This is a genomic window from Marinobacter fonticola, from assembly GCF_008122265.1.
In the GTDB taxonomy this organism is placed as follows: Bacteria; Pseudomonadota; Gammaproteobacteria; order Pseudomonadales; family Oleiphilaceae; genus Marinobacter_A; species Marinobacter_A fonticola.
Genome location: NZ_CP043042.1, coordinates 649,051 through 675,174, shown reverse-complemented (window position 1 = coordinate 675,174; position 26,124 = coordinate 649,051). Strand labels below are relative to the sequence as shown.

Annotated in this window: 23 protein-coding genes; 11 read left to right on the top strand and 12 right to left on the bottom strand. The window is 59.5% G+C overall.

Annotation, left to right across the window (positions count from 1 at the left end):
- Positions 1 to 115: 115 nt before the first annotated feature.
- The 4 genes from FXO11_RS02930 (at position 116) to FXO11_RS02915 (ending at position 4,594) form a co-directional block, all read left to right on the top strand.
- The gene (locus tag FXO11_RS02930) at positions 116 to 763 is read left to right on the top strand and encodes a sigma-70 family RNA polymerase sigma factor (protein WP_202980279.1); all 648 of its coding nucleotides are present in this window, start codon (positions 116 to 118) and stop codon (positions 761 to 763) included.
- Entirely contained in the window at positions 760 to 1,401 is a 642-nt protein-coding gene (locus FXO11_RS02925; protein ID WP_148861499.1) for a ChrR family anti-sigma-E factor, read from the top strand. Before FXO11_RS02930 ends, FXO11_RS02925 begins: the two co-directional genes overlap by 4 nt.
- 410 nt (positions 1,402 to 1,811) lie before the next feature.
- Positions 1,812 to 2,615, top strand: coding sequence for a tRNA cyclic N6-threonylcarbamoyladenosine(37) synthase TcdA (gene tcdA / locus FXO11_RS02920; protein ID WP_148864770.1), 804 nt, complete (start codon positions 1,812 to 1,814; stop codon positions 2,613 to 2,615).
- Between the two features lie 113 nt (positions 2,616 to 2,728).
- A complete protein-coding gene (locus FXO11_RS02915) occupies positions 2,729 to 4,594 on the top strand; it encodes a cation:proton antiporter (protein WP_148861498.1) in 1,866 nt (621 codons plus the stop codon).
- 28 nt (positions 4,595 to 4,622) lie between these two features.
- On the opposite strand, the gene FXO11_RS02910 is transcribed toward FXO11_RS02915, so the two are convergent.
- The 5 genes from FXO11_RS02910 to FXO11_RS02890 all read right to left on the bottom strand — a co-directional run bounded on the left by FXO11_RS02910 (position 4,623) and on the right by FXO11_RS02890 (position 9,005).
- Positions 4,623 to 5,576 (bottom strand): NADP-dependent oxidoreductase, encoded by a 954-nt coding sequence (locus FXO11_RS02910; RefSeq protein ID WP_148861497.1) that lies wholly within the window; start codon positions 5,574 to 5,576, stop codon positions 4,623 to 4,625.
- A 199-nt stretch (positions 5,577 to 5,775) separates the two neighbouring features.
- Positions 5,776 to 6,231, bottom strand: coding sequence for an acyl-CoA thioesterase (locus tag FXO11_RS02905; RefSeq protein WP_227546023.1), 456 nt, complete (start codon positions 6,229 to 6,231; stop codon positions 5,776 to 5,778).
- A complete protein-coding gene (locus FXO11_RS02900) occupies positions 6,228 to 7,322 on the bottom strand; it encodes an SMP-30/gluconolactonase/LRE family protein (protein ID WP_148861496.1) in 1,095 nt (364 codons plus the stop codon). Before FXO11_RS02900 ends, FXO11_RS02905 begins: the two co-directional genes overlap by 4 nt.
- Before the next feature lie 209 nt (positions 7,323 to 7,531).
- Positions 7,532 to 8,311, bottom strand: a complete 780-nt coding sequence (locus FXO11_RS02895; RefSeq protein ID WP_148861495.1) for an alpha/beta fold hydrolase — start codon at positions 8,309 to 8,311, stop codon at positions 7,532 to 7,534.
- Between the two features lie 10 nt (positions 8,312 to 8,321).
- Positions 8,322 to 9,005, bottom strand: a complete 684-nt coding sequence (locus FXO11_RS02890; protein ID WP_148861494.1) for a YbgA family protein — start codon at positions 9,003 to 9,005, stop codon at positions 8,322 to 8,324.
- A 322-nt stretch (positions 9,006 to 9,327) separates the two neighbouring features.
- Here FXO11_RS02890 and FXO11_RS02885 point away from each other — a divergent pair, with 322 nt between their 5' ends.
- From FXO11_RS02885 to FXO11_RS02865, 5 genes are all read left to right on the top strand, one after another.
- Positions 9,328 to 9,792 (top strand): PilZ domain-containing protein, encoded by a 465-nt coding sequence (locus FXO11_RS02885; protein ID WP_148861493.1) that lies wholly within the window; start codon positions 9,328 to 9,330, stop codon positions 9,790 to 9,792.
- A gap of 338 nt (positions 9,793 to 10,130) precedes the next feature.
- Positions 10,131 to 11,180 carry an AraC family transcriptional regulator gene (locus tag FXO11_RS02880; protein WP_168203117.1) on the top strand — a complete coding sequence of 350 codons (1,050 nt, stop codon included), beginning with the start codon at positions 10,131 to 10,133 and terminating at the stop codon, positions 11,178 to 11,180.
- A 15-nt stretch (positions 11,181 to 11,195) separates the two neighbouring features.
- On the top strand, positions 11,196 to 12,626 hold the full coding sequence (gene cls / locus FXO11_RS02875; RefSeq protein WP_148861492.1) for a cardiolipin synthase: 1,431 nt from the start codon (positions 11,196 to 11,198) through the stop codon (positions 12,624 to 12,626).
- A gap of 146 nt (positions 12,627 to 12,772) precedes the next feature.
- Positions 12,773 to 13,459 (top strand): GntR family transcriptional regulator, encoded by a 687-nt coding sequence (locus FXO11_RS02870; RefSeq protein WP_148861491.1) that lies wholly within the window; start codon positions 12,773 to 12,775, stop codon positions 13,457 to 13,459.
- Positions 13,446 to 13,889, top strand: coding sequence for a hypothetical protein (locus tag FXO11_RS02865; protein ID WP_148861490.1), 444 nt, complete (start codon positions 13,446 to 13,448; stop codon positions 13,887 to 13,889). Before FXO11_RS02870 ends, FXO11_RS02865 begins: the two co-directional genes overlap by 14 nt.
- Positions 13,890 to 14,012: 123 nt before the next feature.
- On the opposite strand, the gene FXO11_RS02860 is transcribed toward FXO11_RS02865, so the two are convergent.
- Positions 14,013 to 16,235, bottom strand: a complete 2,223-nt coding sequence (locus FXO11_RS02860; RefSeq protein ID WP_202980278.1) for a patatin-like phospholipase family protein — start codon at positions 16,233 to 16,235, stop codon at positions 14,013 to 14,015.
- A 189-nt stretch (positions 16,236 to 16,424) separates the two neighbouring features.
- The gene (locus FXO11_RS02855) at positions 16,425 to 17,036 is read right to left on the bottom strand and encodes a hypothetical protein (RefSeq protein ID WP_148861488.1); all 612 of its coding nucleotides are present in this window, start codon (positions 17,034 to 17,036) and stop codon (positions 16,425 to 16,427) included.
- Between the two features lie 373 nt (positions 17,037 to 17,409).
- On the opposite strand from FXO11_RS02855, the gene FXO11_RS02850 reads away from it, so the two are divergent.
- A complete protein-coding gene (locus FXO11_RS02850; protein ID WP_227546022.1) occupies positions 17,410 to 17,766 on the top strand; it encodes a hypothetical protein in 357 nt (118 codons plus the stop codon).
- Positions 17,767 to 17,819: 53 nt separating this feature from the next.
- On the opposite strand, the gene FXO11_RS02845 is transcribed toward FXO11_RS02850, so the two are convergent.
- Complete coding sequence (locus FXO11_RS02845; protein ID WP_227546021.1) at positions 17,820 to 21,035, bottom strand: transporter substrate-binding domain-containing protein; 3,216 nt, start codon at positions 21,033 to 21,035, stop codon at positions 17,820 to 17,822.
- A gap of 191 nt (positions 21,036 to 21,226) precedes the next feature.
- Here FXO11_RS02845 and FXO11_RS02840 point away from each other — a divergent pair, with 191 nt between their 5' ends.
- On the top strand, positions 21,227 to 21,460 hold the full coding sequence (locus tag FXO11_RS02840) for a DUF2789 domain-containing protein (protein WP_148861486.1): 234 nt from the start codon (positions 21,227 to 21,229) through the stop codon (positions 21,458 to 21,460).
- 43 nt (positions 21,461 to 21,503) lie between these two features.
- Here the strand turns inward: FXO11_RS02840 and FXO11_RS02835 are convergent, their stop codons facing one another.
- The 4 genes from FXO11_RS02835 to dapF form a co-directional block, all read right to left on the bottom strand.
- Positions 21,504 to 23,141, bottom strand: a complete 1,638-nt coding sequence (locus tag FXO11_RS02835) for a sensor domain-containing diguanylate cyclase (RefSeq protein WP_148861485.1) — start codon at positions 23,139 to 23,141, stop codon at positions 21,504 to 21,506.
- Between the two features lie 151 nt (positions 23,142 to 23,292).
- The gene (xerC, locus tag FXO11_RS02830; protein WP_148861484.1) at positions 23,293 to 24,240 is read right to left on the bottom strand and encodes a tyrosine recombinase XerC; all 948 of its coding nucleotides are present in this window, start codon (positions 24,238 to 24,240) and stop codon (positions 23,293 to 23,295) included.
- Between the two features lie 125 nt (positions 24,241 to 24,365).
- Positions 24,366 to 25,118: a DUF484 family protein gene (locus FXO11_RS02825; RefSeq protein ID WP_148861483.1), complete on the bottom strand. Its 753-nt coding sequence runs from the start codon at positions 25,116 to 25,118 to the stop codon at positions 24,366 to 24,368.
- 78 nt (positions 25,119 to 25,196) lie between these two features.
- Positions 25,197 to 26,120: a diaminopimelate epimerase gene (dapF, locus tag FXO11_RS02820; protein ID WP_148861482.1), complete on the bottom strand. Its 924-nt coding sequence runs from the start codon at positions 26,118 to 26,120 to the stop codon at positions 25,197 to 25,199.
- Positions 26,121 to 26,124 lie beyond the last annotated feature (4 nt).

Sequence of the window (26,124 nt, the reverse complement as noted above, 5' to 3'; positions counted from 1 at the left end):
TGAATCGTATCCCTGGCCGCCCGCCACGCACGACCTCATTTTTGTCATCGAGTGATCCGGGCGCTCGCCATCTCCGTAAGTCCCTGGACTGACAAAACGATGGCGAGCGCATAGAATGATGACATCAACACGTGCACCGGAAGCCACCACCGAGAGCCGAAAAGTGTCCACATTGCATCCCAGGACCAGCCGGTCCGAAGGGCGGAAGGACGCCTGGAGCCAGTTGCTCGAAAAAGTCGGCCGCCATCACGACCGGCAGGCTTACAAGGCGCTGTTCGAGCATTTTGGGCCGCAAATCAAGTATTACGCCATGGCCAACGGACTCGCCGGGCAGGCCGAAGAGTTGGTCCAGGAAGTATTCGTATCCATTTGGCGACGCTCGTGTCTTTACGACTGGCGTAAGGCAGCCGCCTCGACCTGGATTTTCACCATCGCCCGCAATCAACGCATCGACATGCTGCGCAAGATACAGCGCACCAGTGCCGAAATGGCGGTGGAAACGGAAGATCTCTGGCAGATCCCCGGGGATCACGAGGACGATCCCGTCACGTCCCTACACCGTCTCATTTCCGAGCGGCGTATCCGCGACTCCCTGCAACACCTCCCGGAAGAACAAGTGACTGTCATCGCCAAGGTCTATATGGAGCACAAATCCCATCAGATCGTGGCCAATGAACTTAATATCCCACTGGGCACAGTAAAGAGCCGCGTCCGCCTCGCCTTGAACAAGCTCAGAGTTATCCTGCAGGATCCGAACGCATGACCCAGCATCACCCGGACAGTCATAGTCTGATGGAGTACAGCGCCGGGAACCTGAGCGATCCCCACGCACTGTGTATTCGCCTCCATCTCGACCAATGCCCGCACTGTTGCAGTCGTGTGGACATGCTGGACAGCCTGGGCGCGGTAATGATGGAACGGCAAGCCAGCGTGGGCGTGTCCGACGATGCGTTCAATCGTATTCTCGGCATTATCGACAATGAAGCCGAGGTCACGGCCCCCGTGCCGAAGAAACGCCACGCCGGCGACACGCTGGAACGCATTCTCGGCAGCAACTTGGAGAGCTTGCCCTGGAAGCGCCAATTAGCCGATGTCAGTGTGCTCGACATCAGCCATCTGTTCCCCAGTCAGTCTGAGCAGGTCGTGCTGCAAAAGCTCTCGGCAGGGGGCAAGGCACCCGTCCACACCCACCGCGGCAACGAAACCACAATCGTGCTCCAAGGCGCTTTCACCGACCATAAGGGCGTCTTCAAACAATGGGATTTTGTCGTGCTCGATCAAAACGATGAGCATAAGCCAATCGCTTTGGATGGCGAGGACTGCATTACCCTCTCGGTACTCAGTGCGCCCGTGAAACTCACCGGCACCTTCACCCGCCTGCTCAATCCGTTCATTCGCTGACAGCTATAAAAGCCCTGGCGTCCGTTGCGCCAGGGTCTGGATAAGCCATAGGCAGGCGACTGCTGACCGAAAATGACCGATATCTGTCAGCTTTTGATCTTTAGCCCCCAGGAGAAACCTGGAAAATAAGCGTTGTTGATTAGTGTCTCTGAACGAGTCCGGCTTGTGCCCTTCAGGGTCAAGCCATTTTGCTTGTGCAGCCACGCCAAAGGGCGTGGCTTTTTTATGCCCTCCAGCACGACGCGCCCACTTTTCCGGCCTGCCGATTTATCCTGCTTAACCTCAGGCACTGGCATCCGCGCGGTTTACATCTCACGCGGCTGTACGGCCAGGGGTGAAACCGTGGCCTCAAGTACGATCCCGTCTAAGGTACAATCCGTTATAGCTCAACTAGCGTATGGGACCCGATGATGGATGTAGACGATTACAGCTTCCGCTTTGGCGGCATTGAACGGCTCTATGGCCGGCGAGCACTCCAGGCCTTCCGCGACGCTCACATGGCCGTGGTCGGACTCGGCGGCGTCGGCTCCTGGGCGGCAGAAGCCCTCGCGCGTAGCGGTATCGGCCGGATAACGCTGATCGATATGGACGATGTCTGTGTGTCCAACACCAATCGCCAACTGCACGCGTTAACTGGCGAGTACGGGCGCACGAAAACCGATGTCATGGCCCAGCGCCTGAAAAACATCAATCCAGCCATGCAGGTGGACATCCACTTCGGTTTCCTGACGCCAAAGAACGCAGCCGACCTGTTGAGCGACGATCTGGCGGGCGTGGTCGATGCAATCGACAGCGTGAGATCCAAGGCGGCCCTCATCGCCCATTGCAAGCGCCGCAAAATTCCCTTGATTTGCGCCGGTGGAGCCGGCGGCCAGATGGACCCGACCCAAATTCAGGTGAGCGATCTAAGCCGCACAACCCAGGACCCCCTCCTGGCCAAGGTCAGAAACCTGCTGCGCCGGGAATACAATTTCTCGCGCAATCCCAAGCGTCGTTTCGGTGTTGAGGCCGTGTACTCGCTAGAGCAGCTAACGTATCCTGCGGGGGATGGAGAAGTCTGCATGCAGAAGCCGGATACCGACGGCCCGGTACGCCTGGACTGTGCGACCGGATTTGGGGCCGCCAGCCCGGTGACCGCCACTTTCGGCTTCGTGGCTGCTTCTCGTCTGCTCAACCGTCTCGCCAAAAAGACGCGTGAGGTCTTGCCGACGTAAGCACATCTCGCGAGCTGAACGACATAATCGCACTATAAAAAGTCATCACACTACAGATAGCCATCGCACTGTAAATAACGATAAACGATCCACCGGAATGGACCGCCCTGTCTATGTCAGAAAATATCGTCCTCATGCTTGCGAGCATCGGCGTACTCTCCTTGTTTTGCCAATGGCTGGCCTGGCGCCTGAAAATGCCGGCCATTCTTTTCCTGCTGGCCGGTGGGATCGCAGCAGGTCCCTTATTGAACTGGCTTGAGCCTCAAGCCCTTTTTGGCGATTTGCTGTTCCCGCTGGTGTCTCTCGCGGTCGCGGTCATCCTGTTTGAGGGGAGCCTCACCCTGGACTATGCGGAGATCAAGGGCCACGGCAAGATGGTGCGCAACCTGGTGCCGGTCGGCTCCATCGTTACCTGCGCCGTGGGCACGCTGGCCGCGCATTGGGCATTAGATATCTCGTGGGAGGTGGCGTTGCTTTTCGGCGCTATTTCCGTGGTAACCGGACCCACGGTCATTGCGCCCCTGCTGCGCACAGTCAAGCCTGCCGCCAAATTGGCTAACATTCTGCGCTGGGAAGGCATCATCATCGATCCGGTCGGCGCTCTGCTGGCGGTATTGGTCTTCGAGGGGATCGTATCTTGGGGCCAAGGTAACGTCTTCGGCCACTCGCTCTATATTTTCGCCAAGACAATCGCCATCGGCACCATCCTGGGCGCCGCTGCAGGCTGGCTGACCGGTATCGCCCTGCGCAAGCATCTGATCCCTCAATACCTGCATAACGCCGGCACCCTGACCTTCATGCTCGGCGTCTATGCCTTGTCCAACGAAATGGCTCACGAATCCGGTCTGCTGACGGTCACGGTCATGGGCATCTGGATGGCGAATATGAAGCACGTGCCGATCGAGAGCATCCTGGAATTCAAGGAATCCCTCAGCGTACTGCTGATTTCTGCGCTATTTATCATCCTGGCAGCGCGGGTGGAATTCGCCGCTATTGCCGAGTTGGGCTGGGGACTGGTCGTCGTGCTGGCGGTGCTGCTCCTAGTGGCGCGGCCGGTCAGCATCTTCCTGTCGGCCATTGGCACCACACTAAACTGGCGCGAGAAGTTGTTCCTCAGCTGGGTGGCGCCCCGGGGCATCGTGGCGGCGGCTGTTTCGGCGCTGTTCGCATTCCAGTTGCAGGATATCGGTTACGAAAGCGCCGGCGTGCTGGTGCCGTTGGTGTTCATGGTGATCATCACGACGGTGACGCTACAAAGCCTGACGGCGCGCCCGGTGGCCCGGCTGCTCGGTGTCGCGGAGCCGGCGGATTACGGCTTCCTGATCCTGGGGGCCAATAGCGCCGCCCGACAGCTTGGCCAGGCATTGCAAAAGGTCGACGTGCCGGTCGTTCTCACAGACACCAATTGGGAGAACGTACGCCAGGCGCGCATGGACAATCTGCACGTTTACTTCGGCAACCCGGTCTCCGAACATGCGTCCACCCATCTGGATTTGACGGGCATCGGCAACCTGCTGGTGATCTCCCCGTATAAGCAGCTCAACTCGCTGGCCACCTATCACTTCCTCGATTGGTTCGGCAACGGCAGCGTTTACAGTCTTTCGGAAGGCGACCAGGACCAGAAGGCACGCCATCAGACCGCCGAGAAGATTCAGCAGACCCGCGGCCTATTCGGCGACATGAGCTACGCCAAATTGGCCAGCATGGTCAGCAAGGGCTACTCGGTCAAAACCACCCAGCTCAGCGACGCCTTCACCTACGAGGATTTCCAGAAACAGTACGACCATCAGGCCATTTTGCTGTTCGTGATCGATACCCGTGAACGCATTCACGCCGTGACGGCCGAGAAGAATCTGAAACCGGAGAAAGGCTGGGTGCTGGTCAGCTTAGTGCCGCCGCAGAAACTGAAGGAACGCAAGGAAAAAGACGTCAGCCCGGAAAAACCGACGGGAGAGAATACCGCACAAGCCAACACCTGAGCGGTTTCTGATTAACGCCTATACGCATTCAACGTGCCTGGCAATCGAGCACCAGCTTGCCGCGCACGTGACCGGTTTCCAGGCGCTGGTGCGCCGCTACGGCATGCGCCAGCGGAAACGTCTCGTCGACATGGAGGCGTACATCGCCATCTTCGATCAGCTCGGCGATTTCCTCCAGATGAAACACGTCCGGACGCACGGTCATCCCATGTGCCCGCAACCCCATATTTTCCGCCTCGGTGATGATAGGATCCGCCGAAACGGTGGGCACGGTCACCAGCACGCCGTGCTCCGCCAGGGTGTGCAGCGAGCGATGTCCGGTTTCGCCGCCTACCAGATCAAACACGGCATCGAGGCCATAACAGGCGTCTACGAAATCATCGGCGGCGTAGTCGATCACCTCGTCGGCTCCAAGGGTCGCTAGAAAATCCGCGTTGCCCGCCGAAGCCGTGGCGATGACATGGGCTCCGCGTGTCTTGGCGAACTGGATCGCCAGGTGGCCAACACCGCCGGCGCCGGCGTGGATCAGGACTTTGTGATCGGGCTTCAGCTCGGCTATTTCAAACAGGCCCTGCCAAGCCGTAAGTGCGGCCAAGGGCAGTCCGCCAGCGGAGACCAGGTCCATTTCCTCCGGCACGATAATAAGCTCGTCGTGCCGCGCCAGCGCGTAATCGGCGTAGGCGCCCCCAGCAGCGGGAAAGCCGATCATACCCATCACCCGATCACCTGCAGAGAGCGTCGTCACCTCTGCCCCAACGTCGATTACGGTACCGGAGAGATCGTAGCCCGGCGTCCAAGGCAGCCGGTCCTTAATCTGTTGGGCGGCAAACCCCAAGCCTTTCCGGGTTTTCCAGTCAATCGGGTTAAGGCCCGCTCCTGCCACGCGAATGCAGACCTGATGGGCTGCCGGTTCCGGCCGATCCGACTCGATCAGCTTCAGCACATCGGCTTCGCCGAATTGTTCATAGACGATGTGACGCATGATGGCTCTCCATGACTGACCGTGACTGAGGCTCTCAGGCCAAGCGACCTCGCAAAAAGCCGGCACAACGCCGGACAGGTTTGACTGAAGACTAGCAGAAATTGGTTCGAGGGGCCTATGAACACGCCTTTGTACGCGCCTATCCCTCACCCTGCCATGGAAAGGACTGCAGATACGCACAACGACGGGCTTTGAAACGCTAAGGAGCTACCACCGCACTCCCGAGAATCTCACCGTATTCTTTGGGCACGCGGGCCGGGCGCTGGGTTTTAAGGTCAACGCAGGCGTGGGTGGAGAGCGCCCTGGCCAGGCACTTGCCATCGCCCTGCCGCATCAGCTGGAAACGCCGTGCCGAACGGAAACGGCCATCGAAATCCACCAGCCAGGTACCCAGTAGCAAGTGATCGCCCTGGTTTGCGGCAGCCAGATAGTCGATTTCGGTACGGGTGATGGCCATGGCCCGCCCTGTCGCCTCATGCACATCCCAGGTCATTCCCAGGCTTTCGATGTGGGCCCAGCTTACGTCTTCGAGCCAGCGCACGTAGACAACATTGTTGGCATGCCCCAGCCGGTCCACATCGTCAGACTTAACCACGATGGGCATGATGAAAGGCCCCGGCAGATCCCAGTCAATAAGGTCCGGCACGTCCGTCACGGTGTTTTCTCCTTTTTCAGGGCCGGCACCGCGCTCATCGGTAACCGTCCAATTCGGTCGTTATGTAGGGAGCCGAAATACAGCATGCCCTCGTTCGGCTCCACCGACGTGATCTCCTGCAGGTGTTCACCCGTAGGGTCGTGTAGGCTGGCGATAATATTGCCGTCCTCGCTCACAACCAACACCAGCCCATAATTCCGGGGCGATGGCTTGAGGCTCTCCGGCAGCTTGGCAATCTGTTCCTTTACCCAGGGATAGGGGTGAATGCTGTCCATAAAGGCATTGCGCGTGGTTGCCAGCGCCAGCCAAAAGCGGCCTTGGCTGTCCGCGGCGATGCCATCGGGGAAGCCGGGCAGGTTGTCGATGAAGATCTCCGCGGTGCCCGCTTTCGGACCGCTAAGCCAATATCTCAAGGTACGGTATTTCCAGGTTTCGTTAACCAGCACGAATTTACCGTCTTTGGAGACGGCCACGCCACTAGCAAAATGGAGATTGCGCAACAGCACTTCCGTCTTGCGCGTCGCCGGATCCAGCCGCAACAAACGGCCATTGGGCGCCATCTCTAGCAGGTCGAGCATGTATTCGGATTGATTGAACCGAGAACTGGCATCGGTGAAATAGATCATGCCGTCCGGTGCGATATCCACATCGTCGGTGAACTTGAACGGCAAACCTTCAGCCTCACGGCTGAGCACGCGAATATTACCCGACGGTGGATCGATCGCTAGCAGCCCCTTATAGGCATCGGCGACAATCAGGTTGCCGTGGCGGTCCAACTCCATGCCCAGGGGCCGACCACCGGTTTGCGCCCAGGTCTCCACCCGTCCGTCCGGCCAAACGCGGATAATTTTTCCGTCCTGGGTGCCGCCATAAACCCGGCCCGCCTTGTCCACATCCACATCTTCCGGGCCGTAGACATCACCCACAGCCAGTAACTCGGCCTGCTTCAGCAGGTCATTCTGGGCCAGTTCGCCTTCTAATGGTGGCGCCTTGGGCGGCGTCCATGCCTGGCTATCGACCGGTGATGGCGTAAACAGAAAGCCGCCAATCGCCAGGAAAAGCACAACGCAGACCGCGTAGACCCAACGCATGGGCGCTCCTTTATCAGTCGTAGCAAATCGTTATCAGTCGTAGCAAACATAGAATAAAGAGGTAGACGATTTCATAACCCTACCAAAACCCCGCGAAACCGACGAATGCTTGATTGAGAAGGTGTTGGGTTACTTCTCAGGGCAAACAGCCCCGCACCTACAAAAAAGCCACAGCGCGGAACTGTGGCTTTTCGCTATCGATGTAACCGTTAATCGAACTCACCGTCTAGAAACCGCCGGGACAGTTTGGCAAACAAGTCCGCCTTCTCGGCGTGCAGCCAGTGGCCCGTGCCGGGAAGGATACGTAGCGTCGCCTTGGGGAAAAGCCGGCTGACCGTGTCGCGATGGCTATCCTGGATATAGTCGGACTCCCCACCCTTTAGAAACAGTGTGGGCCCGTCAAAGGGACCTTGCGCTGTCGGTCCTTTGGCGATCTGCGGATACTCTCGTTCGATCGCTTTGAGGTTGATTCGCCAACCATAGCCCCCCTCATCGCTGCGCACCAGATTCTTGAGCAGAAACTGCCGCACGGCTGGAATCTCCACGTATTCAGCCAGCCATTTGTCTGCATCGCCACGGGTTTTCACCGCGGACAGATCAAGCCCGGTCAGGCCCTCGATGATGGTGTCATGGTGGGGCGCATAAGCCACCGGTGCAATATCGGCGACGATGAGCCGCTCGATCCGATCCGGGTGAGCCAGGGCAAGCTCCATCGCCGTTTTGCCCCCCATCGAATGGCCCAGAACCGAGGCGCGTTCTATTTTTTGCTTGTCGAGATAGCGCTGCACATCGTCTGCCATGGCAGGGTAGTCCATCGCCTCGACATGAGGCGAGCGGCCATGGTTGCGCAGGTCCAGCGCGTGGACCTGCCAGGTGTCCGAAAGCCGCTGGGTAACGCCGCCCAGGTTCTCCAGGGAGCCAAACAGCCCGTGCAAAAGCACAAGGGGTTTGCCTTCCCCGACCACTCGGTGGTGCAGATCGACGCTCACAGAGTCCTCCTTAAAGCCAGGCGCGGAGTTCGCCCAACGCCGTTGAATTGATCAGGTAGGATACCGCATGTTCCCGCGCCAGGCGCTGCACTTCGCCCGCTAGTGCGTCAAGATCGTCCACTTGCGGGCTCAATCGTGAATGCTCGGAGACATAGCCCCACATATGCTGGAGAGCGTTGCGAATCCCGCCTTCCGGCGGCGCAACCCTGGACGCGTTGACCATAGCCATCCACAGCGACTCCAGCGGCACGGCCCGCGTCGCCACGCGGCGGCCGAAACTTTCGTAGGCCTGGCGGTTACGAGCCAGCAAACTGTACTTGTACGTGGCCCATAGCTCGTGATCGTTGCGGGGCAGGCGAATGCGCCCCTTTTTGCCGGCCGCCGCGCGCTCGGCCACATAGCGGATTTCTTCTTTGAGCGCCTCTTGTTCCAGCGGCGGCCAGATGATGGCCTCATGGGTCACCTTCACTTCACCGGGCACCGCCATGCCCCGCAATGTCATTTCGCCCATCAGTTGGTTGAGGCGCAGGGTCAGGGCATCTTCATGCCCCTGCCAGGACAGAGGCAGCCGATCCCCGGCACTGCGGGCCCGGTCCGTGCTAACCAACCCGACCAGCAAGCGCATTTGTCCGGCCAGGAGGTCATCGTCCAGCAAACCGGCATCGAGATCGAATATTCTATTTTTTTGCGTCAAATCGAGGGGCCTCCGGCCATTCTGATAACGTGCAGCTCCGGCAGCGGTTCGCGCAGTAGATCAGCGCATTAACCAGACAAGAGCATACCTGCCCGGCGCTTTACCGTCAGCGGCAGCGATTGATCTGTACCGCACTTTCGTCATCCCCGGCGCTAAATTTGAGTGTTGGGTACGGGTTGAGCTTTGCTATTGTTGAACCTGGAGTCAGGATAACGCAGGTGTGCGCTTTCCGAGCTTGAAGTGATTACGCGCTAGTGTGCCGTGCGGTTAATTCGCTGATCTACTGCGCGTCGCACTCGTCAAATAGAGGATGCATCGCTCCATGCAAATGCCCAGCAAGAACAAGGAACGCCGCCGCTTCCGCAGGCTCCCCGCCGCCGAACTGCGCGTTGCCTGGCGCCCGAGAAAAGGCCTGTTCGGCAGTTACTCGGCAACCGAAAGCCATGACTTTACCCGCGAGGGCCTGTCCATTATCGAACGGTCAGACTGTTTCGAGATCGGGGACCGGCTGGAGTTGCGTCTGGAGCTGTGGATGGAAGCCAGTACACTCTCCCTTGAGCGCATTCAGGGAGAGATCGTTAACCGGCAAACGTTGCCGGACGCCGGGTCGCTCTCTCGCTTCGGCATCGCGTTCAATTTTACCGGCAGCCGGCTGATGCGCTCTCAACAGACACGCGCGCAACTTGGTCGCATTGAAGGCATCCTGGAACGGAGCGAGAAGCTAAGACTGCGGCTGCAGCCTCTGGAACATATCAGGGGACTCGCCGAACAGCTCGAGAACGGTTAGGGCGCCTCCGAAGACACCCAGGCCGTTGCCACAAGCACAAAAAAGGCCGCCTGATGGCGGCCGACGTGCGAAGGGATTTAGCAATAGAAGATGCTATTGAGATAGTCCTTGAGAGCCTCGCAATTACGACGTTCAAGCTCCGTACGAGGTACAAAGATTTCAAGTTCCATTCTGCACACCTCCTGACAACGTCAGACAACCCATGAAAGGACGCTCAGGTTACCTCGACAGTAAGCCCGTTACGTTGACAGTCCGTCCCAACTGTTTGACATTTGGTAACATCCCCGTGAACGATAGTGTTCGAAGATCCGCCCGGTCCGCCCACAAGACAGATGCCAATGACACCTGTAACAACGCCTACGCCAACGGACGCAGCTTCGTCTGACGAACCGCTGGTCGCCGCCTCCACCGCCCTCGGACTGGTACATTATCTGGAGACCCGCCACAAACTCGATAAACCGCAGGTTGAGGCGTTGCTTGAGCGATCGGTCGACGCACTCAGCGAGCCGGACCTGAGGCTTCCTGCCCACGCTCACTACCGGCTCTGGCGGTATGCCGAACAGGTCACCGACGATGCGGCCGTTGGCCTGCATGTCGGTGAAATCGTGGATCCGGATCGAATGGGGCTGTTAGGTCACGTGTTCTTCAATTGCGACACCCTGGGCGAGGCCGCCACCCAATATGTCAGGCTGCACCGGCTGATCAACGAGAGCGTCAGCCTGCATTTCGAAACCGCTGGCGAACTCGCCATTCTGAGCTGGCATGTTGATCCGCGGCACCAGTACTGCCGGCAAGACATGGATCGCACACTCTCTGCCGCCGTCAGCCGGGCCCGGCATTTCATCCATCCCCAGCTCGACCTCGCCTGGGTGCGCGTTAGCCATCCCGAACCGGCGTATGGAGACGAATACCAACGTATTCTGGGATGCCCGGTCAACTACAACGAACCGGACATGGCACTCGCCTTTAGCGCACATTATTTGAGCCGGCCGATTCCACACCGCAATCCCTACATCCATTCGGCAATGCTTCGTCAGGTCAACAGCCTGCTGGCGAAAGTACAAACGCGCCGTCACTTTAGCCGCAAGGTACGACGGCTGATTTCCCAACAGATGGCTTCGGAAAGGATCGATGCGGATAGCCTCGCACATCAGTTGCACATGAGCCGCCAGACCCTTTATCGCCGGCTCAAGAAGGAGGGCATGAGCTTCCATGAACTGGTGGAACACGTGCGCAAAGATAAGGCTTTACGGTATGTTGCCTCTGACCGGTATGCGCTGGGGGAGATTGCCTTCCTATTGGGTTTTTCCGAACTGAGTGCGTTCAGCCGCGCCTTCAAGCGCTGGACCGGCGAGTCACCTGCGCAATATCGCGCGCGTCACCACTGATTGGACATTTTACGCATGTGGGATCCGGTCCTGCTCACCCTACTGCTCGTTACCGTCTACGGCCTGGCGCTTCTCTGTGTCCTGCGCATCCTGCTGCACTACCGGACCACCCAGGGAGCCATTGCCTGGATCATCGCCCTACTGGCCTTTCCCTACGTCACGCTGCCCCTGTTCGTACTGTTTGGCCGCAATCGCTTCGCCGGCTATATCCGCGCCCGTCGCTCCGGCGATGTCGCCCTGAATCAGCTGTTGACGGTGTTTGAGAACGAAACCCAGCTCACACGCATCCCAGACAGCGACGATCCCAGTCCGGAACTACGGGTGCTGACCAGCCTGGTACGTCAGCCCTTCACCAGCGGCAACTATTGCACGCTGCTCCAAGATGGCCGCGCCACCTTCGATGCCCTGTTCGAGGCGATGGAAAGCGCCCGGCACTATATTCTGCTGGAGTTCTATATCGTCCGTTCGGACCGGGTCGGCCAGCGCATCAAGTCGATCCTCAAGCGCAAGCTGGCCGAAGGCGTCAAGGTCTACTTCATCTACGACGACATCGGCAGTGTCTGGCTGCCTCGCAACTACCTCAAGGAACTGACCAACGCCGGCGCTCGCGTGGCCGCTTTTGGGGACGGCAATGTTCGACGACGGCGCTTTCAGATCAACTTTCGCAATCATCGCAAGCTGTTGATTTGCGACGGCACCTTGGGTTTCGTTGGAGGTATCAACCTGGGCGACGAATACTTGGGTACGAAAACCAATAGCCTGGCTTGGCGGGACACGCATTGCCGCATCGAGGGACCGGCGGTGATGGGTCTGCAACTGGCCTTTGTCGAGGACTGGTACTGGGCCGCCAACGACCTGCCCTCATTGAATTGGACACCCAAATCTTCGCCGGCCGGCGATCAGGAAGTGCTTATCCTGCCTACCGGGCCCGCCGACCGCTTCGATACCGGCACTCTGTTCTTTCTCAATTGCATCAATAGCGCCCGGGAGCGAATCTGGATCACCTCGCCCTATTTCGTGCCTGACCTGCAAGTGGTCAACGCCCTGCAACTGGCGGCCCTGCGTGGTGTCGATGTGCGCGTGCTGATCCCCCAGAATCCTGACCACCAGCTCGTCCGTTTGGCCGCTTATTCTTATTTGGTGCAGGCCAGTCAGGCCGGCATTGGGATTTACCGGTACCAACCGGGTTTCCTGCACGAGAAAGTAATCCTGGTGGATGACCGCTACGCCGCGGTCGGCACGGCCAATCTGGATAACCGTTCGATGCGGTTGAACTTCGAGATTGCGGCGCTGTTCACCGACGCCGCTTTCGTCGCCCAAGTGCGTCAAATGTTGGAAGAGGACTTGCGGCACTGCCGTCTCATGACGCCGTCAGACTATAGCGAGCGTTCGATCGTCTTCCGCCTGACTTGCCGCGCGATCAGATTGCTGGCGCCGCTGCTGTAACCCCCTTGCAGTTATCGGGGAATGTGAGAGCATAATGAGGAATACTTGTGTTGAAGGGACACTTGCAGGCAGCCGGCCATCAAACTAGTGCACTAGACCCCGGCGTAAACGTACCCGGTTATCAGGAATTATCCGGAAACCCGTTAATGAAGCCATTCAAGCCCCGTGAAACCTTGACCGAGCAGGTCGCCCAACATATCGAGAATCTGATTGCCTTCGGCCAGCTCCGCTCCGGAGAACGCATATACGAGAGCGCAATGGCCAAGCAGCTGGACGTTAGCCATGGTTCAATACGGGAAGGGCTGTTGCTGCTGGAGAAGCGTCATCTGGTGCGCAACGTACCGCGCAAAGGTGCGTTCGTAACCGAACTGGACGCGTACTTTGTTCGAAGCCTGTACGAAGTGCTCGAACTCTATCTCTGCCATACCGGCCGTAAGCTGGCCCGGCAATGGCAGCCTGAGGACATGGAAAAACTCGAGTCCCTCTATGCCCGCATGGACGAATGCTACAAACGGGGCGACCTGCTGGCGTTTCTCGATTTTGGTATCGAGTATACCCAGGCCTCTCTCGCCTACGCCGACAACTACTTTATCCTGCAAGCCATCGAAGACCTTTGGCCGTCGGCACGCCGTTGCGCCTTCGTCGCCTTTCAGCATGCCAACCAGCGGGTACTGGAAGACAACCTGGCCCACATGCGTGAATCCATCGAGGCTATCAAGGCGCATGACGAGGAGCAGCTGGTGGAGATCTTGCAGCGCTACGCGGGCCAGCAATGCGCCCAAGTGCTCTCGTACATCGGGGAAGACGCGCCGCGTAGCGATGCTGGCGACTGAGCGGCGCTATAGCTATCCGGTCGCCGCCGCCCTATTTCTGGCCTTGACCGGCTGTGCGTCATCCCCACCCGAGCAGCCTGCCCCGGCCCCGGAATTCGAGCCTATTCCAACGGTAACGCCGCCGGATCAGGACGAGCCAAAGCCAGCCCCGGAACCGGAGCCAGCTCCCGAACCTCGTGACCGGGACGTCCGCGATAAGGGCAGTGACGGACCTCCGGCCCTTTGCGCGTGGAGTAAGGTGCGAGGTGTAGCCTCACTGCTGGCGCAGGAAAACCGGATCGGAACCTGGCAGTTCTTTCCCGGCGACGACATTCTCTTTCATCCGGTGCCCAGCAGCGCGCGCAATGGCGCGGAATACCGCGCCATTCTCGAGCGCCCGCTGAATGGCCCGTGTGACGAGGAACGGTTGATTCTGGTCGCGCCTATTTAGGACATCTCGATCAACTTAGGCCATCTCAACCCACTAGGACCCTCAAATAACTTAGGATCCTCAAATAACTAGGGACTCTCAAATAATTTAGAATTTCAAATAACTAAGGGAACCTCAATCGGCCTATGGGCTGATGAACAGACTCTCCAACGAATACCCCACCGTCAGGAACAAGGTCCAATGGTTATCGTCGGCATAGGCTGTCGAGAGCTGGACCGGCCCCAGGAACGTATCGACTCCCGCAAACACACTCCAGGAGTGAATCAGGTCGCCCCAACTGGCATCGTTGACCTCCTGCCAGGCATTGCCGGTTTCATAGCCTAGCCCGGCAAAGTAAGGTACGAAGGGACCGCCAAAACGGCGGTAGCTGTAGAACGTCAGCAACGCAGCGTCGGGACCGGTGATTTCCCCACGGGCGTAGGCGGATAGCCGCCGGAACCCGCCCAGGGAGACATAGTTCTCCACGCCCGCCTTGCCGTTGGTGACCGCGCTGGCGAAGGCCTGGCCTACGATTACGTTGCGGCCAAATTGCCCCGCTTTGGCGGCCAGAAGCGTGGTCCGGTCGAAATGGCGATCCGACCCCAGGCCGGGCCGTTCAAAGCGGCTGCTGAGTCCCAAAAAGCCACCACTACTGGGCAGAAAGGGATCGTTCAGCGTGTCGAACGTTAACTGTAACGTCCAGGCGCCCTGATCGATTTCGCTCTCCTCCAGGGAAGAATCGCCCAACACGTCGTCCACCGACGCGACGCCTCGTCGAAAGCCCGCGCGCACTTCGCCTTCAGCGCCCAATTCAAGGCCCAGGCTGATATCGAATGCATACTCCTCGACTTCCACCTTGCCGACCCGGTCGCCCTGCGCGTTGAACACCGAAAAGCTATCCTGCTGGTAATCCGCGCCGGAGAGAAGGAAGCGCCGATAACCATAGTCCAGGGGTTGGAACCAATCGGTGCGGACGTACGGTTCGGTACCCAGTTGCAAGCCGGTGGTCCATTCGCCGCCCAACGCATTCAGCTCGGTCATTTGATAAGAGCCGGCCACGTTGAAGCGAGTATCGCTTTCGAAGTTGTCCTCATAGCCCAACCCGAAACGCAGATAATTAGGCCCCCAGGTTTTCTCCTGAACGTCGATCACCAAGTCGGAACCCGCTTCGCCACTCTCGCTGGGCGCCAGCGAATAGGTCACTGTTTCGTAGTAGCCCAGGCCGTAAATGCGGCGCAGGTCGTCCTCCAGCTGTTCCACGTCTAGGGGCTGGCCAGCTTGCTGGCGGATGCGCGAACGCAGGAATTCCCGGGAGAGGCGGGAGTCGTGCTGAATCTGCACATCGGCGATCAGGTCCGGAGTGAACCGGGCGTGATGACGCGCGCGCTGGAAATCCGCCCAAGCCACCGGGCCCACGCGCAGGCTATTGAGACCGACGGCTTCGTTGCGGGCGGCCGTGGCGCCGGCTTCAATGATCTCCGGCGCGTCGAAGAAGTCCGCCGACGTCAGATCTTCCAATTTGGGACGAATGAGCACGTCTTCCCCGGTGAGGCGTTCGAGCTGGTCGTCGACATTTCGCCGGGTCATCATCGTGGTGAGCTGACCGACGACGGAGAATGCACCTGTCAGCTTCTCGCCTTCCAACAGGGCGTCGCTGATATCCACTGCGATGACTACATCAGCTCCCATGTCCTGGGCAACGCTAATGGGCAGGTTATTGGCAATCCCCCCATCGACCAGCAGCCTGTCATCGATTTGCATAGGCGCGTAGACGCCGGGAATACTCATGCTGGCACGAATGGCTTCGGCCAGGGCGCCCTCCTTGAGCACCACCTCTTCACCGGTTTCCAGGTCGGTCGCCACGGCGCGGAAGCGGATCGGCAACTTGTCGAAATCCCGCACCAACGCCGCCCGCCGGGTCAGTTCGTTGAGAATAAAGCCCAGGTTCTGGCCAGCAACAAGGCCGCGGCCGAGGGAAATGCCCTCCGGCCCCACACCGATACCCGGATCCACCGGATAGCGCCAGTCATCGAACTTGCGCCGTACCGGTTTATAAGCCCGGCCGGGACTGTCTTGAAAGCTCGATAGCCAATCCATTTCCACGAATCGGTCTTCGATCTCGGTGACGTCCATACCCAAGGCATAAAGCGCCGCCACGGCGGACCCTGCGCTGGTACCCACCACGATATCCACCGGAACCCGCATTTCCTCCAGCACCCGCAGTACCCCGACATGGGCCATGCCCTTCGCGCCACCACCGCTCAATACCAGGGCAACCACCGACCGCTTGCCGGAGGCATTCTGGGACTGGGCAAAGGCATCCAGCACGAGGCAGGTTAGCAACAGGGTGGCGAGAATTCGGATCAAACAGCACTCCTTTCCATTTTTTCGCTCCGTCGTTTTCCGGCGCAACACGCACCGGTTAGCGATGCCACCGGAAGGTTCGTTGTCAGCGGTCCTACTTGACCGGAATCCAAAGCAACAGACGGTACACTTGATATATGACAGCGCGATATATGACAGCGCCATGGTGAGGCATGGCGCGGCGGGCGGGTATTATTTGCGATCCTCGTCGTTATCGACCAGTGACAAATGGGAAATGTCGGGCACCATCGGCGGAACCTCTTCCCGCCGCTCCACCAGGGTGCTGCCCGGCGGCGCAAGGGTCCAGTCATCGACATGCTCGAACAGGGGCGCTTCCACCTCACGGGCTTCACTCAAGCGGTCGTGGACGGCGTCCACCTTAAGTGACGAACCCGACAGGATGCTATCGACTCTTTCCCCCGCCACCAGTAGGCGGTCTCCGGGTTCCACGGGCACGCCGCCGGCGCTAGGGCGCGGCACCTCGCTCGCAGCTGTCTGCGCCGGAGGTTCCGGCTCGGCACGCGGTGCGGGCTCGGGCTGCGTCGAGGCGCCAGGCGATGGGGACGAAGATGCGGGCGCTCCGTCCATCGGCTCGACGTGGGCAATCATGCCGTGCTTTCGCAGCACTGCTTCGTATTTCGCCGCCTGAGCCTCATCGAGTTTGTTGCGGATCACCACGCGGCTGCCGCTGAACATCCGCTCCACTTGATCCAGGGTCGCCTTGAACAAGGCCATGGCGTTGGCCCGCGCCGTTTGTTCGTCTATGCCGGGGGCGCACTCGCCCTTGAATATCAGCTGATACATGATGTCTTCTCCGCACCTGACATCCCGTTCGATTGACGAATGAAACGGGACACTAACCCATCCGGCTCCACTGCCGACTTCCTAATCCTAGCGCATCCCAAACCGCGGCCATAGGCCCGGAAGGAAGGCGAGACCGTCGCATGCGACTGACGCGAGGATTCAAAAGGGCGCATTCATTTTGGGCACCAGCGGTGTTTCGACGTCAATTTGATCGCATTTTTATTGCAAACAATTGAAAAAAAAGTGATCAGGGCCTAAGCAAACCCGCGCCACTCTGAGATAATGCCGGTAACATCGTTTAACGTTCTGTTACATTTCTCTGCAAGGGAGATTGGTGATGGGAGCAAAAGTTCGTCGCCAACGGATCGGCCTTATGCGTTTACTCTGTGTCCTGGCTCTGCTGCCGATTGCAGCCTGTGTCCAGTCGGCACGGGCCGAAAATATAGATCTGCTCATGAGCGCTCTGTTTACCAGCGAAGGACCGACCTATATCGGCGCGAGCAGTATTAGCCGGGAGGATATTCCCGAAGCGGCCAACTACGAGCGCAAGTACCTCATCGTTGATTTCCGCTTCAACAACGCCCCTCCCGCGCCCCACCTGCAGAGCAGCATACACACCATCTGCATGGCCATGATCCGCGACCGGGACCTGATGCAGCGTTTGACCCAGCAGGGTTACGACATGGTTGCCGTGGCCTTCGATCGCAGATCCCAGTACGACTGTCTTTAATCCTAGTGCCCCTTAGACCCTAGCGTCCCTCTTAACATAAGCGTGCAGGCTGGTTATCCCGGCTCGCCAAGCAATTCCGGAAATGCCTCTAACCGGTCGTGAACGCTATCCAAATCGAATGACTCGATATCGCCCAGCAGCTCACGGCCGTACTCCACCACCTCAAGCACGCGGTAACGTTTACCCCACTCCACCAAGCGCTGCGCAAATTCGGCGAGCTGTTCCGGGTCGCCGCTTCCGCGCATGCCTTCCCAGTCCTCCGCAAAATTCGCTTGCAGGTCTTTTGCCAGGCGGCGGCGCTGGTAGCGGTTGGTAATGGTGTAGAGGACGGGCTCGTCGTCTTCGTCCAGCTCTTCTTCCTCGAGATTCAACTCATGGTCGAGGAAACGCGCCAGCTCCTGCATCAACACATGACGGCTGACGGGCTTCTGCAGGAAGCCATCGAATCCTGCGTCTTCGATACGCGAGGCATCGCCGGGCATGACTGAGGCCGTCAGGGCGATGACCGGAATGTGAGCCAGAGCTTCATCGTCGTGCATGGCCTTCCGGCAGGCGAAGCCATCCATAACGGGCATGCGGATATCCATCAAAACCGCGTCTGGCTGGCATTCCCGGGCGACACCCAGCGCCTGGGCGCCATCGGCGGCATCGATCACCTTCAGGCCGACCGGCTCCAGCATGTCGCGTACCAGCTGGCGATTGATCTGGTTGTCGTCCACCACCAGCACTTGGCCACCGGCAAAGGTAAAGCCGGGACCGCCCTCGCCCTGGGACTCCGGGCCGGCGGACGAGGTTTCTACGTCATGCAATACCACGCGGAACGTGGAGCCCTCGCTCGACGTGCTGGTCACGCTGAGTTCGCCACCCATCATGCGCACCAGTTTGCGACTGATAGCCAGGCCCAGGCCGGTGCCGCCATACTGGCGATTGCTTTGGCCCTCCTGTTGCTCGAAGGCATCGAAAATGCGGGCCTGCTGATCGTCGGGTATGCCAATCCCGGTATCCGTGACCTCAATAACCAGCTGGCATTCATCACCGGCGTCATCGCTGCGACAGCGTTCGGTGTGCGCACTCAGACGAATACCCCCTTCATGGGTGAACTTGATGGCGTTGCCCACCAGGTTGAACAGCACCTGGCGCAGGCGCGTTTCGTCCAGCACCATGGCCGTCGGCATGGCGTCCGACAGGGTCACCTCAAGCGTGAGCCCCCGGGCCTTGGCCCGCATTTCGAAAATCCGCCGCACGTCTTCCAGCAGGCGCTGCAAGTCCAGCGGCCCGAACTCCAGCCGCATCTTGCCGGCCTCGATTCGGGAAAGATCGAGAATGTCGTTGATAAGCGTCAGCAGGCTGCGGCTACCCGCCTTAATGGACTCGATATAGCCCCGCTGGCGCGGATCGGTGACGCTGCCCTCGAGCAGTTCGCTGTAGCCCATGACCGCGTTCATCGGTGTACGAATCTCGTGCGACATATTCGCCAGGAACTCACTCTTCGCGCGGTTGGCGGATTCCGCTTCGCGGGCGAGCTTCTCCGCCTCCAGCTTGGCCGCGCGCAGCTCGTCCTCACTGCGGCGCAGCGCGTCCTCGGAACGGATACGCTCGTCCACCTCCCGAGACAGCTTGCGGTTCCAATAGAGGAAGATCAGCACCACCACCGCCGCGATCAGAACCACCCGGCGTACCACCGTGTAATCGATGTCCTGCTCGATATCCAGGTGAATCCAGCGGTTATAGATACCGTCGTATTCGCTCTTGCCGATAGCGCCGAGGCCCTTGTTGAGGATGCGTAGCAACTCCGGTTCATCCCGCCGCACCGCCAACCGAAGCTCGTACTGGTACGGGGTAATACTGGTAATGCGCAGATTGGACAGACCCAAACGGGCGACGGTGTAACTCACGCCGGGGATATGCGTCACCATCACATCCAGGTCGCCGTTGGATAAATCGAGCAGGCCCTGCTCCAGACTATCGACGGGAAAGATATTCAGCTCCGGGTGATTGATCAGCAGGTATTCGTGGCTGGCGTGCTGCCGCACCACCCCGACGCGCTCGTCCCGAAGCTCGCGCAGGTCGCCCACGAAACGCCCGTCTTCGCGAATAACTAAGGCGATAGGCAAGCTGAGGTAGGCGCGGGTGAAAAGAAACAGATTTTCTCGGCGCGGGGTTCTCGGCAGCGCGGGTATAACGTCGATCTCGCCGGCCTGCAACAGGGATTCCGCCCTCGACCAGTCGTCGATCGTGCGTGTCGCAAAGCGCGCATCCAGCCTGTCTCCCAGGCTGGCCACCAGATCCGGAACCAACCCGCTGGGACGGCCATCCTCCTCGAACTCGAACGGCGGCCAGTCGCTGCGATAGGCCACACGCAGATCCGGATGGCGCTTGAGCCACGCCCGTTCCTGGGTTGAAATCGCCACATCGCTCTCGGCGCTGACACCCGGCAGCTCGAAGGCAATCCACTCCTGCTGGAGAGCCCGGCTCTCGTTGCCGCTAATGGCCTCGACACCGGCATCGAGAATACTCTGCAATTGCTCATTCCCCGCCGCCACGGCAAAAGCCACTTCCGCCGGCTGGTTGTTGAGTACGGTGACCAGCGACAGCTGGTCGATCAAACCGGCCCGTAGGTAATCGGAAATCACCGGCATGGGCGCGAAAAAGGCATCGGCCCGCCCGGACAGGATGCTATTGACCGCCTCGCTCACCGAGCGCACGGGAATGGGCCGGAAAGAATCCACCGCGTCCAGCAGAACATACTGCTGGGTATCGCCCGCAATCAGCGCGATACGCTTGTGTTCCAGGTCGGACAAACGCTGAACGGAAGCGTCTTGGGCGTTGGCGAACAAGCCATAGTTGAGAGACATGACACTATCGGTGAACAGCAGGTCAGGCGCGCTCACCGGTGGCTGCCGGGTGGTAACGATGGCATCCAGCTCGCCTTCTTTGAGGCGGGCTTCCAGGGTAACCGGCGCACCCGGAACCAGAGTCACGCCGACCCCCAGCTTGCGGCCCACTAGCCGCGCAAACGCAGGGTGGGTGCCCGCCATTTCTCCGTCCGGCGCCAGGTAGGCCAACGGTTTGCGCTGGCCGGCAATACCGATGCGCAGGCTTTCCTGCCGCTCAAGCCAGGCCAAGGCCTCCGCGCCCAGTACCGGGTGCGGCGACTCGAGTCGCGGTTCGGCCGTCGACAGCGCGGGAGGCAACAGAACCAAGACGGCAAGGACAGCCAGCACTAGGCTACGGAGCAAAGCGGATAGTGGAATTCTTCGGTTTTTCACGCAATACGTTCGAGTTTAATAACTGTTCATGATTCCAGCGCCACATTTCCTGGATTTTTGCAGAAACCGGCGGCTAGACTGGACTATTAAAGATGTCGTTAAGTGAGGATGTCCCTCACCTTAGAGCCTGCCGATGTTTCGTTCGCAGGCACAACGTTTTACAGGTCATCAAGGCAGAGGACTTTAGCACCATGGACACGAGTCAGCACACATTGCAGACGCTCTTCGCACAATTGGGTTTACCCGCCGACCAGGAAAGCGTTGAAACATTCATCGCCAACTACGCCCCGTTGCCTCAGGAAGTGGCGCTGCCCGATGCCACTTTCTGGAACGCCGCTCAATCCAGCTTCCTACACCAAGGTATCGAGGACGACTCGGACTGGGCCGAGGTGATTGACGAGCTGGATGCCTTGCTACGCCATTGAGTGTGGCAGGGACGCCCCGACTGCAGAACGATACTGCCGGGCATCAAGCCCGGACCACGCGATTGCGGCCCTCGTTCTTGGCTCGATAAAGGGCTTTATCGGCCCTGTCGAACAGTTCGTCATGGCTGCTGCCGGCAATGAAAGACGTGATACCCGCAGAAACGGTGACCGCAACGGGCTGGTTCTGAAAGTGGAACGGCAGGCTGGCAATGTGCAGGCGCAGATCTTCAAGGACTTTGTAGGCGACATCGGCATCGGTTTCGGGTAATAGGATAACGAATTCCTCACCACCGTAGCGTGCCACAAAGTCCGTCGCCCGTAGACGATCGCACAAGGCCCGGGCCACGAGTTGGATGACCCGGTCCCCGGCCTTATGACCGAAGGAATCGTTCACTTTCTTGAAGTGATCGATGTCCAGTACGGTGAGGCTGATCGGGTGTTGGTAGCGCTGCCAGCGATCAAACTCGAGCTGTAGTCGTTGCTGCCACGCTTCGCGGTTGGGAAGCTGGGTCAGCATATCGGTCAACGCCCGCGAGCGTTCGGTGCGCAGCTGCTCCTGGACCTGCTCGGAATAGGCTTCCATCCCCGCCAGCTTCTCCTGCATCGCCGACAGTTTCTCTTCCAAAACTTTCTCACGCTGGCTCTCGTCGTCCCGGTAAGTGCGGAAAGAGTCGGAAATGGCCTGAATATTTTGCGTGACCGAGGTTTTGAGCTGATCCAGGCTGGTGGCGCGGGACACTGCCGACCCCATATCCTCCAGTTGAGAACTGAGTGCCTGATCCAGTGCATCGGTTGCCGTGCGGCGAACGGCGCCCGCTTCCATTTGAGCTTCGCAATTGGCCTTGAGTGTCGCCAGACGCTCATCCAAGCGCTTGAGGAAATCCTCAAACTCGGTCCGCCCACGACTGACCGCGGCGATCACTAGGTCGACAATCTCGTTTAGCGCATCGCGCAGCTCCCGCCATTCATAGCTTTGGTCCAGCAGTTGCTTCAGGTGCAGAGCCCGCGCATGGGCGGCGGGTTCGAGACTCACCTGGTCCAGTACGTGGCCCAGCAGCTCGCCGATACGCCGGGCAATCCGCAGACGCTGCTCGGCATCGTCGCTCTCGACCTGCTCGACGTGATTGGACGCAACTTCGGTAGGCCGCGGGGTAGGAACGGATAACTTGGACTCATCGTCGTGGTGAGAGTCGTGATGAGAGTCGTGGCGAGAAAAGAAACGACGCCATCCACCGCGTGCGTCGTCTTTTGCATCATCTTTGGAGAGAACGGCTCGTTCCTGCTCAGCCAGCGCAACCACCCGGGAAAGCCAGCTGGCGACGGTCTCGCTATCCAGCTCGAGCTTGCCGATTTGCTTTTCCAGTGATCGATACTGCTTGTGGGAGGCCGAGCCATCGTCTTCAAGCACCTCCAGGAGTTGTGCGAGAACCGCCTTCAGCGCTCGCTCCGACTCAGCACGTTTGCCATCGAAACGCTCCAAAGCCTGGTCGAGATCGTGCTGCAAATGCCGCAAATCGGCCAACGTGCAATCATCGTGACGCAGAGCTTTGCGTAGGCGCTCAAGCAAGGCGTCGACCGCCCCGTCCTGACCGGCCGCGAACAAGCTCGTGCGAACCAGTAAACGCTGCAAGGTATAGCGCTCTTCCTGCCAGTTTTCGGGTGCAGCGTCTTTGAGATCCATCGTTACAGCCTTAATGAGCTCCACGGGAGCGCCGGGGAGCCCTGTTTTTAAATCCGATTAGTATCAGCGTAGACCGTGCCGTCCACTGCATCTAGAACAACTGTTATCGCCCTGGCGTGGCATCGTCCAACGCCTTATACGATCAAAGCCGTTATGGCTCGGCCTGTCCGCCATCTAATGAATCGCCGGACTTGCGCCGCTTGGCGCGCGGATGGCTACGGTCATAGACTCGCGCCAAATGCTGGTAGTCCAGGTGCGTGTAGACTTGAGTGGTCGAGATATCCGCATGCCCCAACAATTCCTGCACGGCCCGGAGATCGCCGCTGGATTCCAGCATATGGCTCGCAAAAGAATGACGGAATAAATGCGGATGCAGGCGTTGATCGGCGCCCTTGTGCAGTCCCCAGCGGTGTAACCGGGCCTGCACGCTACGGGGACTCAGACGGTTGCCGTTACGACTCAGGAACAGAGCCTGTTCGCCCTCCCCGGCCAATTCACGGCGTATGCGCTGCCAGTCGTCCAGCGCCTGCCAGGCCTGGCGGCCGACAGGAAGGATCCGCGTCTTACCCCCTTTGCCCAGTACGCGAACGTCTCCGGCCCGAGCATCGAGATCGGTAAGGTCGAGACCGACAAGCTCAGCCAGACGCAACCCGGACGAATAGATCAGCTCGAACATGGCGCGGTCGCGGATCTCCAGTGCATCGTCTGGCGCCGCGTTAAGCAAATGGTTGAGCTGGTCCACATCGGCCACCCGGGGCAGCTTCTTGCCGGACTTAGGCGCGCGCACGTCCAGGGCGGGATTGTCCCGCACTTCGCGTTCACGCAATAGGAATTCATAAAAGCGGCGGATCGACGACAGGTGACGGGCAATGCTGCGACCGCCCAGGCCTTCGCGGCTGAGGTTGGCGACATGGCGACGCAGGCCATGCACATCGAGTTCGGACCAGCGCGAGCAACCCGCCTCGACCAAAGGCTGGCCGAGGCGCTCGATATCCCGCTGGTAATGGACGCAGGTGTGAGGCGAGTGACGCCGCTCGGATCGCAAATGCTCGATGAATCGGTTTAACGGTTCATCGAGACTTTCGGGCCATTCACTCATCGTTGCACTCTACCGTACTGTCTACTGCCAGTCGTCCACCGCCACCGCCTACTGGCGCTTTCTACCACCTCTGCCTGCCGTCCCGGCCGCCTATTTGCCGTTACCCGTTACCGTCGCGACGTGGATCAGCGAGATTCCGCGACCCGTTCTTCATCGCCGGCGACGGGCGCATGCTGGCTGTGGCGCGCCATCAACGGTGGCAGCAGGCGACTTAGGGTGTCGCTGATATAGGTCAGGAATAGCGAACCCATACTCTCGTCGAAGTAGCCAGGTTGCTCGCTGCCGATGGCGAACAAACCCAGAAGGTCGCCATGGCGCAGAGGTACGAGGGCAACCGAGGCAATGGGGTTTTCCCGGCGGGGAAAAAGGAAGGCCCGCTGATCCATGCGGAACTGGCCGCACACCGCCCGCTGTCCATCCAGCAACGCGCCCAACTGGGACTGCGCGCCGTCGCGCGACACACGCACCAGCGCCCCTTCTGGCTCAGCCGCGTCGTCCACATCGTCGAACATAATCAGGGAGGCCGCATCCAGGCCAAAATCGCCGCGGATACTGTCGTCGATGACAGAGGCCATCTCATTGAGGGAGCGCGCTTCGATCACCTGCGTCAGCAGGCGCTTACTTTTTTCGAACAGCCGGTCGTTGTGGCGAGCAATCTCAAGCAGCTCGCCCAGTTCGTGACGAAGCAGATCGCGTTGCTCGCGAAAAAGATGTACCTGCCGCTCGACCAGAGAAATGGCCCTACCGCTGTCATGGGGCAGCTTCAGGCTGCGCAACAAATCGTCCTGGCGAACGAAAAAATCGGGGTTGGCCTTCAGGTACGCCACAACGTCCTGCTCGGTCACGTTTACGGCTGGATCCGCCGCCTGGTCTGTCATCCGAGAATACCTCCTGTTGCGACCACCTTTTAAAAGCGGTTCTTTTTATCGGGCTCTCCAATTCGGAGAGCGCACACGCTAGTTTTTTTTCTGTCGTCCACGGCCCGATGCTCGCCCGGAGCGGGCTCGGCGCGGGGCCTCCCCCGGCACTTTGACTTGACCATCAAAGACTCGGGCCGTTGGCCCTTCCATCATAACAGGGGCCCCCTCCCCCTGCCATTCAAGACTGAGCGGCCCGCCACGCAGTTCCATCCTCACCTTGTCGTCGAGCAAACCACGCAGACGGCCCGCTACCATCGCCGCACAGGCACCGCTGCCGCAAGCCAGGGTTTCACCGGACCCACGCTCGAAGACCCGCAGGCGGGCATGCTGCCGATCGACAATCTGCAGAAAGCCGATGTTGGCTTTCTTGGGGAACGCGGGATGCGCTTCAAGCAACGGCCCCAATTGCGACACCGGGGCGGTATCGATGTTATCGACCACCAGAACGGCATGTGGATTGCCCATGGAAACCGCAGAGAACGCCACCGTATGTTCAGCCACCTCGAGGGTGTAGGTTTCGGCGCGCGCTAACGCCTTGAACGGGATTTTCGCGGGCTCAAGCTCAGGTACACCCATATTCACAGTGACCCACCCCTCCTTGCCGACCCGTAGTTCGATAACGCCGCCAGCAGTCTGGACGCGGATCACTTTCTTGTTAGTCAGACGCTGGTCGCGCACGAAGCGGGCGAAACAGCGAGCGCCGTTACCGCACTGCTCTACTTCGGAGCCGTCGGAATTAAAAATGCGATAGCGAAAATCCACGTCCGGCAGGCCCGGCGGCTCGACCACCAGCAACTGATCGAAACCGATACCAAAATTACGGTTCGCCAGCTTCCCGATAAAATCCGCACTCAGCCGGAACGGCTGACTGATGGCATCGACCACCATGAAGTCGTTGCCCAAGCCGTGCATTTTGGTGAACTGGAGCAGGCCGCCGCCTCGCCGTCGGGCTTCAGTCATTGCA